This is a genomic window from Tumebacillus permanentifrigoris (genome assembly GCF_003148565.1).
Taxonomy (GTDB): Bacteria; Bacillota; Bacilli; order Tumebacillales; family Tumebacillaceae; genus Tumebacillus; species Tumebacillus permanentifrigoris.
Genome location: NZ_QGGL01000002.1, coordinates 15,971 through 31,486 on the forward strand (window position 1 = coordinate 15,971; position 15,516 = coordinate 31,486).

Consider the following 15,516-nt stretch of genomic DNA (forward strand, 5'->3'; position numbering starts at 1 on the left):
CTATCCATCCAGGAGGTATTCAATGACCATCGTAAAGTTTCTTTCACTTGTCGCATTCCTTGTCGTTCTGTACATTTTGATAGGTCGGTATGTACCCGGTCGACGGATCAAGTTGCTCGCCTTCCTTGTCCTCACCTTGCTTGTCGTTAGTGCAGTAAGCAGTGTCTACGTCTATGCAACGAACACCGCCTTTCGTTGGTCAATCGATTCACGTTGGAACCCAACCGCATCCCATCAAAGCCTCTCCAGTTCGAACGCTCTTCCGTTGCCACCGAATACGGCATTCATTGCCCGCTACTCGGAAACTGGAGTAAGTTATTTTACCCCAGCATCTGAACCCGAATTGCTCTCCTACTTCACCTCGTTAGCAGACAACCATCAGACGACCAAGACCCACGACACCGAAACGTGGACAATCCTCTACCAATCCCACAAGTACACCATTCAAATTGAGTCCTATGCAAACCCCGAGGGTAGTGTATTAAGAGTAGATTCCAACTCCTACTGAGCAAAAAAACCGTCAGGACTTTTGTCCCGACGGTTTTTGGCATTTACTTTTTCTTCTTCTTGGTATTGCGATAACGTTTCTTCGTTGCATGTGGGACATACGGCTTGTCGTTTTTCACCGCGTATTTTTCGTCGGCGTGTTTCTTAGCCGCTTGCTTCGCTTCGAGCTCCAGACGCTTTTTCTCCGCCCACTCGTGGGTTTTGGTAAAAATGAACGTCCCGAATACTGAGATCACCGCCACGAGCAAGGGCAACGAAACCAATGCGCTTTTCAGCGCCGTCGTCGCATCTGCCGCACTCATCTTGCTGTACACATAGATAAAATACACCACATACGAGAGGATCGCGGCCAATACAGACCCGATGATCCCGTGTGTGAAACGCTTCGTCTCGACTTTTTGGACGATGAAGTAGATCGTGAACATCATCGCCACCGGCAATGTCGACAGCAACAGATCCGGTGTGAAGAACATCGGCACAATGCCAGACACGACACCGAGCAGACCTGCTACGGTCAGAATTCGCTTCCAATTTAATCCATAGAACATGATCCTATCACTCCAGACTTTATCTTCACGGTGCGTGTTGCATACTGCGCCATCGCGCGGTCATGCGTGACCATCACCACCGTCTTGCCGGCCGCATGCAAGCGGCCTAACAACCCCATCAGCTCTCCAGCCGTCGCTTCGTCGAGCGCCCCCGTCGGCTCATCCGCCAGCACCACCGCCGGGTCGGAGATCAACGCCCGCGCCAACGCCACGCGCCGTTGCTCCCCGCCGCTCAACTTGAACGACCGTTCCTCCTCACGCCCGGCCAACCCCATGTCTGCCAAAAGCGAATCCGCCCGCGCGCGGTCGGACTTCGTCACACTTCCAGTCAGCATCTTGGGCAGCAAGACGTTCTCTCGCACATTCAAGGTGTTCACCAAGCTCGGAAACTGAAACACGAACCCGATCTGCTCCGCCCGCAATCGCGTCCGCTCGCGTTCTCGCAGTCCTGTCACGTCCAACCCGTCCAGCACCATCGTGCCTGCGGTCGGTTGGCTCAACAACCCGAGAATCGAAAGCAACGTCGACTTCCCACTGCCAGACGGACCCATGATCGCCACAAACTCGCCGCGCGGGATATGTAAGTCAATTCCACCTAGTGCATGTATTTTCTGCTTCCGATCCCGATTCTCCTGCAAGCCCGGCCCATCATAGGTTTTCGTCACGCCGCACAAGTCGATCATGGCTACTCCCCCTCCCGGATCGCATCATACGGATTGCGCCGCAGGATCTGGCGCGTTGGCACCGCCGCGGCCAGCATCCCGATCGTGGCAGTCAACACCACCGCCGCCACCGCCAACCAAGTTGTCGTCAGCAAGTTTGGAAAAAGCAACGGCAGCGTGAACGCCTTGATGATCAACGTCTGGTTGTCGTAAAGCGTCGTCGCGATCAAAAACACACCGATCCCCCCGCCGACGACCGCCGCCAGTGCCGCTTCTGTCAACATCAAGCGGTACACCGACCACTTGCCTGCACCCACCGCCCGGAACATCCCGATCTCGCGCATCCGTTCGTTGACGAGCGCCGAGAACAGCGTCATCGCTTGCAAGGCCGCCATGATCAACACCACACCGATCATCGAATAGGACAAAAACCGCATCGGCTTCAGCTGCCGGTTGATCGTCTCGCGAATCTTCGAGCCTGTCAGGGCGGTCACATCTGGAATCGAGCGCTCTATCTGGCGCTTCACATACTCCTCGTCGCCCGGGTTGGTACGGATGAGCGCGACGGAGATCGTATCCTGTGGCGCTTTGACGTCAAGCGTCCGGGCTTTGTCCAGCGACATGAAAATCGTCTTGTCCGCGCCGGTTCCCGTCGGGAACAAGACCCGCGCAATTTCAAACGGGTGTCCGAACAGGTTGAGCTGTTCGTGGTAGGCTTTGTACTTAACATGGTTGACCGCGTTTTTGCCACCCGCCTCGCTCCCGATCAGCAACGAGTCCGGCTTGAAGCGCTTGCCTTCTCCGCTGAGATACCCTCGCAACGTGAAGTCGCTCGCCGGGTCGAACGCGACGACGGAGAAATCGCCCTCAACTTGACAACAGACGCCCGAATACGTCGTCAAATAGAGCTGTGGCGACACCTGCCGCACCTCGGGGATCTGGCGGAGCTTGTCCAAAACGCTCGCGGGCATGTAAAAAGGCGAAACCTCCCCCGAGATCATCACTTGCTCCGCCACAGCGCTGTACTGCTTGGGCACGACCATGACATCCGCGCCGAATCTCGCCTCGCTGGCGGTGAGGCTGCGATCGACGCTCATGAGGAAAAAGTAACTCAAGAACAGGATCGATGCTGTCATCGCGGTACTCGTCACCAACAGCGCACTGCGCAGCGGTTTGCGCCACAGATTGCCCCACGCCCATCGAACGCGTTGCCACATGTGCCTGTACCTCCTCCTAGTCCTCGTCCTCCACGACAGCCGTCCCCTCATCAAATGGGTCCGGCTTGCGCAGGATGCGCACGGTCATCCACGCACCGAATCCCAACAGAAACAGCCACAACAGATTGAAGAAGATCTCGATGCCGTTCAACATCTGCGTTCCCTCACTCTCTTGCGTCAGTTTTGATCATAATAAAAAGACCAAGGGCATGCAACCCTTGGCATGTATGGACTACTTTTCCACAATCCCGTTCATTTCATCCACGGCCTCCGCGAGGCTCTGTTCGGTCCACAAGAGATGCTCCAGCAACAACAGCCCGACGAACAACCCATCCCGCTCTGGCATATGCCGTGGAATCAACAAGTTGCCATCACCATCGCCTGCGAGGAGCACGTCCTCGCGCTGTACGCGGTCCTGGACGTTTTTGAACCCCTTGCCCACTTCGCGCACCCGTTGGTCGAAGCGTTTGCCGAGGGCATCCACGATCCGCTTGCCGACATCTGACGTTTTCACGAGCGACCCCCGCCAGCCGCGTTCGCGCATCAGGTGCAACGCCGTCAGTCCGAACAGCTCCTGCCCGGTCAACACGCGCCCGGTTTCATCGACAGCGGCGAGGCGTGCTCCATCACCGGAGAGCGCAAGCCCGAGGTCAGCACCCGAGTCTTTGACTTTTTCTTGCAACGGCATGAGCTGTTCCGCGATCGCCGGATCAGGCACACACCCGCCAAAAAGCGGATCGTGACGCATCCGCATCGGGATCACCTCACTGCCGAACTCCTCTAGCGCTTGGGTGAGCAAGTGTCCACCAGACCCATGCATCGCGTCGACGACGAGGCGGAGGCGACGCTTTTTCCGAGCGCTGACAGAGGTGAGGCGCAACAAGTGGTGTACGTAAGGCTCGTCACAGTTGGCATAGCGGAGCAGTTCTTGCTGCATCGCAGACTCCAGCGATCGGCTGCGCGGGCTGGAACGTCCGACCTTGGCTGCGAGGTACTTGAGTTCGCTGATCATGATCGGCCCGGCGTGCGGGCCTTTCCACGCCAGCCCGTTCCATTCGGGAGGACGAGTCCCGCCGGAGACCATCACGCCGACTGCAGCTCCGTGGTAGCGCACGGCAAACGACAGCAAGGGCGTCGGCACCACCGTGTCGAGCAGGTATACCGATACCCCGTTGCCTGCCAACACTTGGGCACACTCCCGCGCAAACGCCTCTGACAAAAAGCGCGTGTCATACCCGATCACCACGCCTTGTTCCTCCGCCTGCCGTTCCAAGAGGTCGTCTGCCAGCGCCTGGCTCACCACCCGCACATTCGGGATCGTCACCGCATCTGCCGTGACACCGCGCCAGCCTTCCGCTCCAAAGACGATTTCCATCTCGCATCCCCTCTTCTCCTCGATCTTCCATTAAAGTATGCAAGGAGATGGGCCGTTGTCACGCCGGGCGCAACAGACTCATAGGATACGGGGAAGAAACCTTTGCCAAACGGAGGGGCCGGCCGTGTACTATTACCTGTTACGCATCGTCAAGGTGTTGTTGTGCACCGCGATCGGGATCATCTTTTTGCGCGCTCTGTTCTTCCCGAATGTGTTGGACATCCTGATCCTGCTGTTGCTGTTCCTCGTGTTGATGACGATGTTCCTCGGGACTTGATGCCGACAAAAAAAACACCACCCGCGCCTCGCGCGAACGTGGTGTTTTTTGCTACCTACGGCCTGATCGTGTTCAGTTGGTTCGAGGTGCTGAGTTTCGCCTCGTGCGTTTCGCTGACATCGGTCGTCGGGCGTCCGTTTTGGTAATGGTAGACCTTGCCCGACTCGTCCTGGATCGAGAGGATGTTCTCCTTTTCATCGAACCACGTTTTCTTGGGCTTGACCCCGTACAGCGAGTAGGACTTGAAGCCAAAAATCGACTCGTAGAAACCGAGGTTGAGCTGCCCATCCTGCTCGTAGAGAAAGTTGATCGACTGCGAATAGGTTGACTTAAACAACTGTTCAATCTGGATCTGCCGACCGTCCATGTCGTAGAGCGGGACGAGTTTTTTCTCCGCGACCTTGTAGACGCCAAATGTGTAGCGACCCCACTGTTGGCGCAGGTAGAAAAGCGTCTTGCCCTGGTCCATCCATTGCAGATAGTGCGCCCCCTCCAAGTCGAGCACGGCGAGGTTCTGATGCTTCTGGTTCTGGATGATGACTTGCGCGTTGCGCGTGTAGTAGGCGATCGTTTTGCCGCGCGCGTCGATGTCGTAGAGCAAGGCGGTGTCTGGCGGGGTGAGCACGTCCTCGACGGGCGTGGAACTTTTCGCGACGGCGACCGCGGTAAAAGCGGACGTGGTCGGCGTCAGGTAGCGTTCCAAGAGGACGAACCCCGTCAGTTGCAACGCAACGACCGAAGTGAAGAGGATCAGGTATTTCTGCCACGATTTCATGAATCTCTCCTCCTCAGTTCTTGCTCACGACAAACGACGTCGCGACCGGGCGCTCGCCCAGCGGATTGGATGGCGGGACAACCAATTGCCCGTCCTGCCACATCTCGGCGGAAAATCCACCGTCGAGGTTGGCGGCGATCAGCGCGCCGTGTTGGATCATCAGTTGTTCGAGGTCTTTGAGCGTGGCTCCGATGCCGCCTGTACCACGTCCTTGAACCACCAACAGGAGCACCGCACCGTCGGCGCGTTGGCCGATGGCAGAACGCGCCGAACGGCCCCAGCCTCCGTCGCCGCTGGCGATCATGCCTTGTCCGTTGTGTACCAGTTGGGGCCCGAACGACACGGCTTCGGTGACGTTGAGGCTCTCGATCTCCTCTGGGGTGTACTTGCCGATGACCAGCGCCCCGTCCTTGGTGAACCCGATGATCGGATCGCTGGTCGGCTTGACGACGGTCTGGCCGTGCGTGATCGTCAGCCCGATCGGGATACCGCCGGTGCCGTGACCCGCAACGTCGAGGAATCCGCCCGCATTGATCGCGGCCGCCGCCTTGGTGCGATCCGCCATGTCGCTCACGAACTCGCCAACGTCGTTGAGGTGTTGCGTGACTTCGACGTGCAGGCGCTTCGGGTTTTTGACGATCATCAATTTGCCGGTGAAGAGTTTCTCCTCGACCGGCAGAACTTCGATGCTGTTGTCGGTGATGTCGCTGTAGTTATTCAGCATCTCGGTATCGCCTTTGGCGGCGACGTCCATCGAGAGCGGTTGGTATTGCTGTAATTTTTCTTGCGACAAAAAATATTCTGCATACTGCGGGTGCCGAGACGTCAGGATCGAACCGACCGCCGTAGACCGCAGATGTTCAAACGGTCCGTAGAACACGAGGAGGACACTCGATGCTCCTACATAGATCACCAAGCCGACTGCGACTGCAAAACGGAGTAGCCATTTCTTCATGCGCACGTTTCCTGTTCCCCCAACTTGTAGCTTCCGACTCTATCTCTACTACTTTACGAAACTTGACTACGAGATAGCAAGGGGGAAGTGTTGTCAGGAGGTAACAATTTAGCGAAAAATAGCGAAAACCACCGAAGAAACCATTCGGTGGTTTTTTTCTCCTTAGGAACGACCCGGTGTCCACGGTCCGCCATGGCTCGGGCGACGGCGCGGTTGGGGTTCTGCGGGGCGTTTGCTTTTTGGACGGTTCTGGCGCACATGTGCCGCTTGGGTGATGCGCTGCGAGCGTTCTTCGAGCTGTTCGTCATCCTCTTCGAACCTTGCCAGCGTCACATGGCTCTGCGGGTCTTCCACTTGCACGGCGATCGGCCCGCTCTCGTCCGCTTCTTGCTCCTCCCAGCCATCGCGGCGAGCAGATTCCGCCGAGGAAGACTCCTCATCCTCCAGATCATAGGACCCGACGTCATCCAATTGCGGTGCGAACGACGGCGCTTCCATCTGCAGGCCGTAGCGGTCGATCAGGTCTTGCACGAACGTCTCCCGTCCCCGGTCGAGCGCCAGCGACTTGCGCAATCGTGAGGTGAAGCGATCCACATCCCAGTCCCGCGTGCGCTCGAAGTAGGACTCGACCACTTGCAACGTGCGCGAAGGAAACGAGAGGTAGGCGGCCAACACGGTCATCTCTTCCTTCGTGATCTCGCGTACCCCGCGATAGACGTCGAGGATTGCAAATCCGATCTCCGCATCCCATCCGTTGCGCGGCATGTAGCGAGAAAGCAACGCACCGAGGTCTTGGACCGGATGTCCGAAGTGGCAATGGTCGAAATCGACGATGCCCATCCGTTCCTTGTCGACGATCAGGTTTTGACGCGAGAACGAGCCGTGGCAGATCGTCTTGTGCTCGCGCGCCCATTCCAACACCGCCCCGTAAGGTGATTCGTTCAACTGTTCGCAGGCGTGGTCGATCATTTTCACCAACTCATGGCGGTGCTCTGTGTAGACGCGATCCATCGCCGTATGGTCGCGACGATCTGCTAAGTGCTGGTCGTAGCTGCCCAGTTTGGCGCGGTACTTGCCCCACTGGGCGGAGAAATCCTCGCGGGTTTCATGACCGAAGCCACCGCCTGCAAACCCTGCGCTGGCGTTGTGGAAGCGAGCCAGCGTCTCCGCCGCGAGGAAGAGGTTTTTGGTTTTTTTCAAATCGGCTTCCTTGCCGGGCAACCAGTTGGTCAGGTAGTACAGACCGGTCGGGTGTACGATGAACGGGTCGCCGTACTTGGTGCGGATGAAGCGCGGAACGGCGGTCAATCCGCTGGCGTAGAGATGTTCCAGCGATTCGTGGATGAAGCGCAACCGCGCATGGCTGACGTTGACTTTTTTCAACATGCGAACACCGGCCGTGGTGTAGATCTTCAGGACGCCACGCACTTGGCGGACTTTTTCCACGGGCAGATCCCACTCGCGCAGGATCTCCACATCGGCACCGTAGAGGTCAAACGTTTCGTGCAATTCGCGTTCTTCTTTTCGCTTCCCCATCGCACACTCCCCCTTATAAAAACTCGCGCAGGTCGCGCTTCTCGATGCGGCGCACCAGGTCTTTGATCTCTTGGTCGCGCTCTTTGTCAGCGACGAGGATCGAGCGATCCGATTGCACGATCAACAGGTCGCGCACGCCAATTGTCGCAATCAACAGGTCTTCGCTCTCGATGATGCACTTGCGGGTATCAATCCCGACATGCAGGCCATTGACGATGTTGCCGCTGTTGTCTTGGGTCAGGAAGCGCTCGACCGACCGCCATGATCCGACGTCGTCCCATGCGAAATCGGCGGGGATCACCGCAACGTTCGGGGCCTTCTCCATAATCGCGTAGTCGACCGAGAGTTTTTCTAACTTGCCGTAGGTTTCGCGGATGACGTCGCGCTCCTCTGGTGTGTCGAGGTGATCATAGATGTATGAGAGCTGTTCGTACATCTCCGGCATGTGTTTGCGGTAGGCTTGCAGGATCGTCTGCACCTTCCAGACAAACATCCCGGAGTTCCAGAGGTATTTCCCCGATTGCAGGAAGCGCAGCGCCCGGTCGAAGTCCGGCTTTTCAGTGAATTCCGCGACATGGTAGGAGCGGCGGCCATTGTCGTTGACGAGCAGGGAGTCCATCTTGATGTAGCCATAGCCTGTTTTCGGTTCCGTGGGACGGATGCCAAACGTGACCAGCATCTTGTGGTTGCGGGCAAACTCAGCCGCCCAGGAGAGGCAGCGGCGGAAGTCTTGCTCCACACCGATGAAGTGATCAGACGGCAACACCGCCATCACGGCGTCAGGATCGCGCTTCGCCAGCTTGATCGCCGCGAGTCCGATGCCGGCAGCCGTTTCGCGGGCTTCCGGCTCGATGATCAGGTTCTCAGGCGGGAGATCAGGCAGTTGTTCGCGGATCTTGTCAAAGTAGCGGTCGTTGGTCACGACATAGACGCAATCTTGACGAATCAGCGGTCGGACGCGTCCGGCGGTCGTCTGCAGGAGGCTCTTGTCACCGAAGATTTGCAAAAACTGCTTCGGGTTGGCATGCGAACTTTTCGGCCAGAAACGACTCCCCACTCCTCCGGCCAAGATTACGGCGTACAGCATGGGGGTGTCCCTCCTTTCGAGCTTCTCCGACCGCTTAGGACCATCGGATGCTGTCCGCGCCGTAGAGGATCGGACGACGCGACTGGCCTTGGAACACCGCCTGTTCCAGTCGATCGGCGAAGACGTCGGCGCTTTTTTTCAAGCGGGCGTACTGCGAGATGTGACGGTATGCCGCGTGCGGGAACGCGAGGTAGGCGTCGATCACGATCACGTCCTGCTCGTGGAGCTGCCCAGACTCAGCGTAGGAATCGAGGAACAGCCGCGCCATGTCGTACTCGCCCTTCTCGACCAGCCCATGTGCAAACTTGGCGGCATCATAGAGGGACAGGTCGGCAATCGCGTCATCGATGTGCATCGTCGCGACACGGCCCTCCATGTTGATGCGCAGGTCAGCGAGGCGGTAGTCCCCGACAGAGAATTCCCCCTCCTGTTCAGCGCGGCGGGCGGTTTCCTCGTAATGCCCGACCGTCAGCCCCTCGACCGCCGCTCCGATCTGCTCGGCAACCCAGTCATAGTGCTCCAAAAAGCGTTCTTGCATCGCGTTGCGCGAACGCTGCTCCGCCCATTGTTCATGGCGTTGCGCCAGTTCGTCGCCCGCTTGGGTGAAGCGCTGCAACCAGGTGCCGTGGCGTTTGGGCAACGCGATGTCGGCATCGAGCTGTAACCCTTTGCAGGCTTGGTGCAGGTGGGCGAGGTTGCGCCCGATGAGGCGCATGTCGAGCGGCATCACTTCCGGTGTTCGTCCTTCCCAATCGTCTGCCAGCGTAAAAACCTGCTCGTCGATCACGATCCACGACTCGTCGTACAGCGAACGGATGTGCCGTGGGATGCGGCGGAATCCCTGCTTGGCGAGGTGCTCCCATAGCGCATGGCGTCGACCCACCACTTTTTCATCCGTATCGATACGCAGGCGCTTCACGCCGCGGTCGCTGTCCACCAGAACGGTCTGTGGGTTGAGCGGCATGATCCCGCGAACGCGCATGCCATACCGGGGCAGTACAGATTCGAGGATCACATCTACTTGCGCACTGTCCATACTTCTCCCCTCCCTTTTCTTGCTGTAAGCCTATGCGTTTGTACCAGCGAGTAGACGAAAAAAACAAGCCGGACAACTTGTCGTCCGGCTTGTTTTTTGCATTAGCGGCGCTTCGTCGGGATGTAGAGAATCTGTCCGGCTTCCACCTCTTGACGTTGCAGGCGGTTGGCGCGTTGCAATTCCGAAGGCGTGGTGTTGTACTGTTCTGCGAGATCGCCGAGCGAGTCTGCCTCGTGGACGATGCGGAACTTCAGCGTGGTCTTGGTTTCTTTCTGGCGCAGGAAGTTGCCCCAGACCGAGTCATGTGCGCTGTCGTACTGGCTGTAGACGGGCGGCACATCTTCGATGCTGTTGCCGTTGTTACCATTGTTGGAAACGATGGCGCGCTCCGTGATGCTGCCACCGTTGTTGCCGACGATGGAACCGAACGTATGGCTTTCTTGTTCACGAGGCCGCGACTCGCCGAGCAGGGCGGAAAGTTTGACGCCTGTGGATGGGTCAAACGACGACTTGCTGCCCACCGACAGTTTCGGGCCGCTGGCATGTGGCTGCTCGACGACTTCAGGGGCTGCCAAGATCACTTGCGACTCTGGCACCTCATCTTCGAACTCATACTCGGCTTCGATCTGTTCGGCAACAACATCGAGGATCGGGCGGTCAGTGTCTTCGGCGTTGGACTCATCCTGTGCCTCGACAGTTTCGGTTGCCTCTACTGCCTCCACCGCATCTATTGAATCCAAGGCTTGTGCAGACGGAACTTCCTCGTCATGTACCACTTCCTCGTACACGCTCTGCTCGTGTTGCGCGACTTCTGAAACCGCCTCTGATCGCACATCTTCCTCATAGTGGCTGAGTTCCGTCAGCTCGTGGACATCCGTATCCTCCACGACAAATGCGTCCTCATCGACCGGGGACGGGGTGCCGTGCTGAGCGACGATGCGGTTGTACGCCTCGTGGTACGAAGTAGACGCCGAGGACTGGATCGGTTGATACGGCTGAAGCGGCGGTTCGAAGCTTCCTTCTTGCAGAAACGCCTCCGGTTGGAACGCTTGGGCTTGTTCGAACAGGTTTCGCTGCAACTCTTCCAGATTATTCACTTGGAATTGGTCCAGCACTTCGCGGGATGCTTGCTCGAAGTCGATGTCCTGCAACTCTGGAAACTGACGTCGCGCATCTTCGAACATCGCCTGTGCTTGGTCGAACAGATCCTGCTCGTTCAACGGCAAGGCGTGTGGGAAAATCTGATCGACCGCTTCCGGCACCGGGAATACCAAGCGCGGGTCAGGCGTGAACAAGATCACATCGTCATCCTCAGATTCCTCCTGCTCAGCGGTGTATTCCGCCTGCGCACTCTGCGCATCTGGGGCTGGCGATTCGATCAACCAGTCATCCTCCGATGTGGGCGCCTCGACCGCATCGAGCTGTTGGCGGTAGTTGGACGCCCACGCGTTTTCAAACGGAGCCTCGAACTCCTCCTCTTCCAGCGCGGGAGGCACGATCGCCCGCGACTCCTCCTGATCGAGCAGGTGGTCAAGCGAGGTCGCAGGCTTGACTCCCTCTTCCTGTGAGCCACAGCGGAACACATACCCCTCCTGCCCGGACAGCCCTTGCAAGACCAACTCCGCGCGCAGATGGATCGTCTCCTCGCCCAGCACGTGGACGTTCCACTGGCCGATCTTGGGGTTGACGTACAGCGAGCCGGATTCACGCTGGTGTACCTCTTGTGCAGTCACTGGCACTTGCAGCAAAAACGGCAAGCGGTGATGGAACGGCAACACCGGAGCATCCGACAATTCCTCTCCAGCGGCAAATACATCTCGATCATCGAACGCATCTGGCAACTCCGCCTCGCCGTCCTCCTCTTCCACCTGACGGAAAAACCCGCTGAACGAAAGCGCCCCGCGCAACACATACAGATCGTCTTCTACATCAAATCCAGTGATCTCCGTCGCGACCGTCGCGTCTTCCACTTCCTCTTGGCCGCGCACACCTTCTATCGTGATTTGCTGGTCGACATGAATCCGAATCGACGGCTTGTTTTCCGACTCCGCCACACACAGTCCCTCCTTCGTTCACTAACGTCACGTTCATATCTATGAAACTGCCTGTACCCATATGCCACAAAAAAAGATGTGTCCGGTTCCCCGAACACATCTCTTCCATTATAAGAACTCTCATTTTATGATTGCTTCCAAGCTTCGATGATCGCCTGCGCCGTTTGCCGTGCCGAACGCATTGCGCCATAGACGCCATGCCCAGAATTCGTCCAGTGTCCTGCCGCATACAGTCCAGAGATCGCCGTCGGTCCGGCGGCGCTTTTGCTCCACGGTTGGTTGTACGATTTCTTCCAGCCATACACCGCCCCATTGGTGTTGCCCGTGTAGCGTCTGACCGTGCGCGGCGTGGCGACTTCCAACTGCTCGATGCGCTCGCGAAGACCGGGCAAGTGCGTTTCCAACATCTGCAACGCAGCTTCGGTCACGAACTCTTTTCCCCGTTCCTCGCGCACCACTTCGACGAGCTCCGCATCGCACCCGATCTGAAACGCTACGATCGACTTGCCTTCGGGAGCCAGTCGCGGATCGGTGCTCGTCGGGCGGGTGACGATGAACCAGCCACCGAGTTCTGGGTGCAGCGGGTTGAATCCGTTGTTGTCTTTGTGGAAGTTCTCCTGCGGGTACACGATCATCTCATGCGGCAGTTGCGACTCCCAGCCATCGTTGCGAATCCCTGCGTACAACAGGATCGCCGAGTGCGAGGAGCGCATCCGTTGAATCTCTCCTGCCAAACCTGCGGGCAGGTTCTCGGATGCCACCAGTGTCGAGAACGTGGTCTTCATGTCCGCGTTGGTGACGACTGTGGTGGCCCGGTATTCCTCCCCCTTTTTCGTGCGCACGCCGGTTACACGGCCATCCTCGATCAAGATCTTGTCCACGCGGGTGCGCAACTTGACCTCGCCACCGTCACGAGTAATCGCATACGACAGTGCGTCCGCAAGTTTTTGCGAACTGCCTTCCGTGTAGAACGCCCCTCCATGATACGAGGCCAACACCCCCATGAAGAACAGCGTCTCCAACTCATCTGGCGTCGCCCCGATGTAGGGAAATAGCGAGGTGATCAGGAAGCGAATGCGTGGATTGCGGAACCTTCCTGCGAGGTATTGGTCAACTGGCTTGCGGTGAAACTCCGGCAAGCGATGCAACAAGTTCGGTGTCAGTTTCTCGGAGTCGAGGATCGCGTTTCCAAAGTCGCGGATCTCGCTCATCGTCTCCTTGATCGCCACGGCTTCGTCTGGGAACCACCCCACCAACGCCGCAGCAAACTCATCCAGATTGGCCGGGATGTCATAGGAATCGTTGCCGATCTGCACCCGGTACATCGGGGAGACTTCCACCAGCGGCAACCGGTCCAGCACGTCGAGCTCTTGCAGAATCTTATGTCCAGAACCGCCCTCCTCCATGCCGCCCATCAAGTGTACCGACACGTCGAACAGGTAGGGACCTCTACGAAATGTGCTGGCACAACCACCTACAACATAGTGTTGCTCCAGCAACAGCACCTTCGCGCCATTTCTCGCCAACAACGCAGCCGTAGTCAATCCGCCTAACCCTGCACCAATGACGATGACGTCATATCGCTGAGACATTCGGCATCAGGCTCCTTTCGAGTATTTGGTAAATGATGTCACATAAATTATAACCATCAACTCACAGAAGGTAAATGATATCTTGTTATTTTAAAATTATTGTAATAAAAAAGAGATGTGCCGGTTATCGACACATCTCTTTTTTGCACAGGGTGTTAGTTGGACACTTTGCCGAGCTCGAAGTCGCCGGAGTGCGAGGAGACTTTGAGCAGCGGTGCATTGCCGCTTGCATTGTTGGTCATGCCGACGATGTGTTGCTTGTCATTGGTCTGCGTGGTGAGCGGGAGGCCCAGTTTCAGGCTATCGGCCGACTTGGCTTCGACATCGACGCGCACCGCGCTGGTTTCCGGCAGGAACACGCGGGTGTCGCCAGAGTGGGTTTCGACCGAGACGTCCTTCAGCATCTCCGCCATCGAGAGCGACACATCGCCGGATTGCACCGTGACGTTGACGTGACCGGACATTTTGTCAAACTTCATGTTGCCTGACTGCGCGGATGCGATGAACTCGTCGCCTTTGAAGCCTGCGACTTTGGTGTTGCCCGATTGCACATCGATGGTGAACTGCTTCGCTTCAAACGGATCGACCGTGATGTCGCCGGAGGAGCTTTCCAATTTGATAGAGTTGTAGACTTTCTTCGGCACTTGCACATCCAGTTGCAGTTTGCCGGTGCCCAAGTTGAGGAACTGGCTCGGCTTTTTCGCGATGATCGTCAGTTGCGAACCGCTGAGCGTCGCGTTGAGCATAGTGTCTTTTTCCTTCTCGATGTCTTTCTCGCCAAGCGTGCCCTTCAGCGAGACTTGGATCTTGTCACCGTCGATCGGAATCAAATGGATCTCAGCTGCAGAGGATTGGATCTGCAGGGAGGTAACGTCCTTGCCATCAAAGCTCTTTTCCAGATCCAGCGAAGACTCCTTGCCAGTGAGTGCCGTACTGCTGCATCCGACCATCGTCGCGGCCAATGCCAATACTGCAAAACCCATCGTCACTTTCGAACCCATGTTGTTACGCTTCATTGTTAGTATTCCCCTTTACAAGCTTCACGTTGTAAGCCAGATATTTGAGTACCCATTTGTACATCCATTTGGTCACCCAGATCAAGCCCCGTCCCAAGAAGTAGCCTACTCCGGAGAGCAAGAGCGCGAGTACGAATTGCAATACATCCGAACCTGTGGTCGGAAACCCATTCATATAGAAAAATACCAATGGCGAACCCAAGAAGGCGAGGGCGACCGCATACAGGCCAAGCATCAGCCCGACGATCGCGAAAAACGGACCTGCCAGCAAGACGAGGTTGAAAAACCCCAGGCTCGCGGCCGTAAAGAAGGCGTGGAACAGTTTCCCCAGCGAAAACTCCTCGTGCGCTTGTTCAATTAAGGCGGTGGCCTTGAGTTCCTTGGCCAAGGTCTTCGGATTGCCGAGCGCAAGGGCTACCCCCGCCTCGTCCCGACCTTCTGCACAGGCGATTTCAAAGTGTTCACGATATTCCGCCAAGATCTCGTTGCGCTCGTCTCCATCGATCCCGCGCAATTCAGCCTCCAGCGCTTTCAAGAAATTATCCTTGTTCATGGCGTCCTCCTTGGAAGATCACAGAATTGACTCGCCCGACAAATACATCCCATTCGCGCATCAGGTCATCCCGATAGCGCTGGCCCCCCTCGGTCAGCCGGTAGTACTTGCGCGGCGGCCCTTCATGAGACTCTGCGAGGTAGGTGGTGAAGTACCCCTCCTTCGTAAGGCGACGCAGCAGCGGATAGATCGTACCTTCTGAGATCTCGATGTATTTGGAGATGTTGTTGACCAGTTCATAGCCGTACAGGTCTTGCTGACCCACTAATACGAGTACACACAACTCGAGTACACCCTTTTTAAATTGTATATTTTCCATGTCCTTT

The 15,516-nt window shown here is 57.2% G+C and carries 17 protein-coding genes; 2 read left to right on the forward strand and 15 right to left on the reverse strand.

The features are described 5' to 3' along the window. Positions 1-22: 22 nt before the first annotated feature. Positions 23-508, forward strand: a complete 486-nt coding sequence (locus C7459_RS02405; protein WP_109685963.1) for a hypothetical protein — start codon at positions 23-25, stop codon at positions 506-508. Positions 509-551: 43 nt separating this feature from the next. Here C7459_RS02405 and C7459_RS02410 read toward each other — a convergent pair whose 3' ends face one another. The 5 genes from C7459_RS02410 to C7459_RS02425 form a co-directional block, all read right to left on the reverse strand. Beyond that, entirely contained in the window at positions 552-1,055 is a 504-nt protein-coding gene (locus C7459_RS02410; RefSeq protein WP_109685966.1) for a hypothetical protein, read from the reverse strand. Further along, positions 1,040-1,738, reverse strand: a complete 699-nt coding sequence (locus C7459_RS02415; protein WP_109685968.1) for an ABC transporter ATP-binding protein — start codon at positions 1,736-1,738, stop codon at positions 1,040-1,042. Before C7459_RS02415 ends, C7459_RS02410 begins: the two co-directional genes overlap by 16 nt. Positions 1,739-1,740: 2 nt before the next feature. Further along, complete coding sequence (locus tag C7459_RS02420) at positions 1,741-2,934, reverse strand: ABC transporter permease (protein WP_170119215.1); 1,194 nt, start codon at positions 2,932-2,934, stop codon at positions 1,741-1,743. A gap of 16 nt (positions 2,935-2,950) precedes the next feature. Further along, positions 2,951-3,088: a hypothetical protein gene (locus C7459_RS23085; protein ID WP_170119216.1), complete on the reverse strand. Its 138-nt coding sequence runs from the start codon at positions 3,086-3,088 to the stop codon at positions 2,951-2,953. Between the two features lie 78 nt (positions 3,089-3,166). Further along, the gene (locus tag C7459_RS02425) at positions 3,167-4,309 is read right to left on the reverse strand and encodes a phosphohexomutase domain-containing protein (RefSeq protein ID WP_109685972.1); all 1,143 of its coding nucleotides are present in this window, start codon (positions 4,307-4,309) and stop codon (positions 3,167-3,169) included. 124 nt (positions 4,310-4,433) lie between these two features. Here C7459_RS02425 and C7459_RS23090 point away from each other — a divergent pair, with 124 nt between their 5' ends. Beyond that, a complete protein-coding gene (locus C7459_RS23090) occupies positions 4,434-4,586 on the forward strand; it encodes a hypothetical protein (RefSeq protein ID WP_170119217.1) in 153 nt (50 codons plus the stop codon). Between the two features lie 55 nt (positions 4,587-4,641). On the opposite strand, the gene C7459_RS02430 is transcribed toward C7459_RS23090, so the two are convergent. The 10 genes from C7459_RS02430 to C7459_RS02475 all read right to left on the reverse strand — a co-directional run bounded on the left by C7459_RS02430 (position 4,642) and on the right by C7459_RS02475 (position 15,509). Further along, entirely contained in the window at positions 4,642-5,361 is a 720-nt protein-coding gene (locus C7459_RS02430) for a hypothetical protein (protein ID WP_109685974.1), read from the reverse strand. Positions 5,362-5,374: 13 nt separating this feature from the next. Next, the gene (locus tag C7459_RS02435) at positions 5,375-6,316 is read right to left on the reverse strand and encodes a phosphodiester glycosidase family protein (protein ID WP_109685976.1); all 942 of its coding nucleotides are present in this window, start codon (positions 6,314-6,316) and stop codon (positions 5,375-5,377) included. Between the two features lie 162 nt (positions 6,317-6,478). Further along, positions 6,479-7,852 (reverse strand): CotS family spore coat protein, encoded by a 1,374-nt coding sequence (locus C7459_RS02440; RefSeq protein ID WP_109685978.1) that lies wholly within the window; start codon positions 7,850-7,852, stop codon positions 6,479-6,481. A gap of 13 nt (positions 7,853-7,865) precedes the next feature. Beyond that, a complete protein-coding gene (locus tag C7459_RS02445; RefSeq protein WP_109685980.1) occupies positions 7,866-8,939 on the reverse strand; it encodes a mannose-1-phosphate guanylyltransferase in 1,074 nt (357 codons plus the stop codon). A gap of 34 nt (positions 8,940-8,973) precedes the next feature. Continuing rightward, the gene (locus tag C7459_RS02450) at positions 8,974-9,975 is read right to left on the reverse strand and encodes a hypothetical protein (RefSeq protein WP_109685982.1); all 1,002 of its coding nucleotides are present in this window, start codon (positions 9,973-9,975) and stop codon (positions 8,974-8,976) included. A 101-nt stretch (positions 9,976-10,076) separates the two neighbouring features. Then, positions 10,077-12,029, reverse strand: coding sequence for a LysM peptidoglycan-binding domain-containing protein (locus C7459_RS02455; protein WP_109685984.1), 1,953 nt, complete (start codon positions 12,027-12,029; stop codon positions 10,077-10,079). A gap of 125 nt (positions 12,030-12,154) precedes the next feature. After that, on the reverse strand, positions 12,155-13,621 hold the full coding sequence (locus C7459_RS02460) for a phytoene desaturase family protein (protein WP_109685986.1): 1,467 nt from the start codon (positions 13,619-13,621) through the stop codon (positions 12,155-12,157). 155 nt (positions 13,622-13,776) lie between these two features. Then, the gene (locus tag C7459_RS02465; RefSeq protein ID WP_109685988.1) at positions 13,777-14,637 is read right to left on the reverse strand and encodes a DUF4097 family beta strand repeat-containing protein; all 861 of its coding nucleotides are present in this window, start codon (positions 14,635-14,637) and stop codon (positions 13,777-13,779) included. Continuing rightward, positions 14,627-15,190: an HAAS signaling domain-containing protein gene (locus tag C7459_RS02470; protein ID WP_109685990.1), complete on the reverse strand. Its 564-nt coding sequence runs from the start codon at positions 15,188-15,190 to the stop codon at positions 14,627-14,629. Before C7459_RS02470 ends, C7459_RS02465 begins: the two co-directional genes overlap by 11 nt. Beyond that, entirely contained in the window at positions 15,177-15,509 is a 333-nt protein-coding gene (locus C7459_RS02475) for a PadR family transcriptional regulator (RefSeq protein ID WP_109685992.1), read from the reverse strand. Before C7459_RS02475 ends, C7459_RS02470 begins: the two co-directional genes overlap by 14 nt. Positions 15,510-15,516 lie beyond the last annotated feature (7 nt).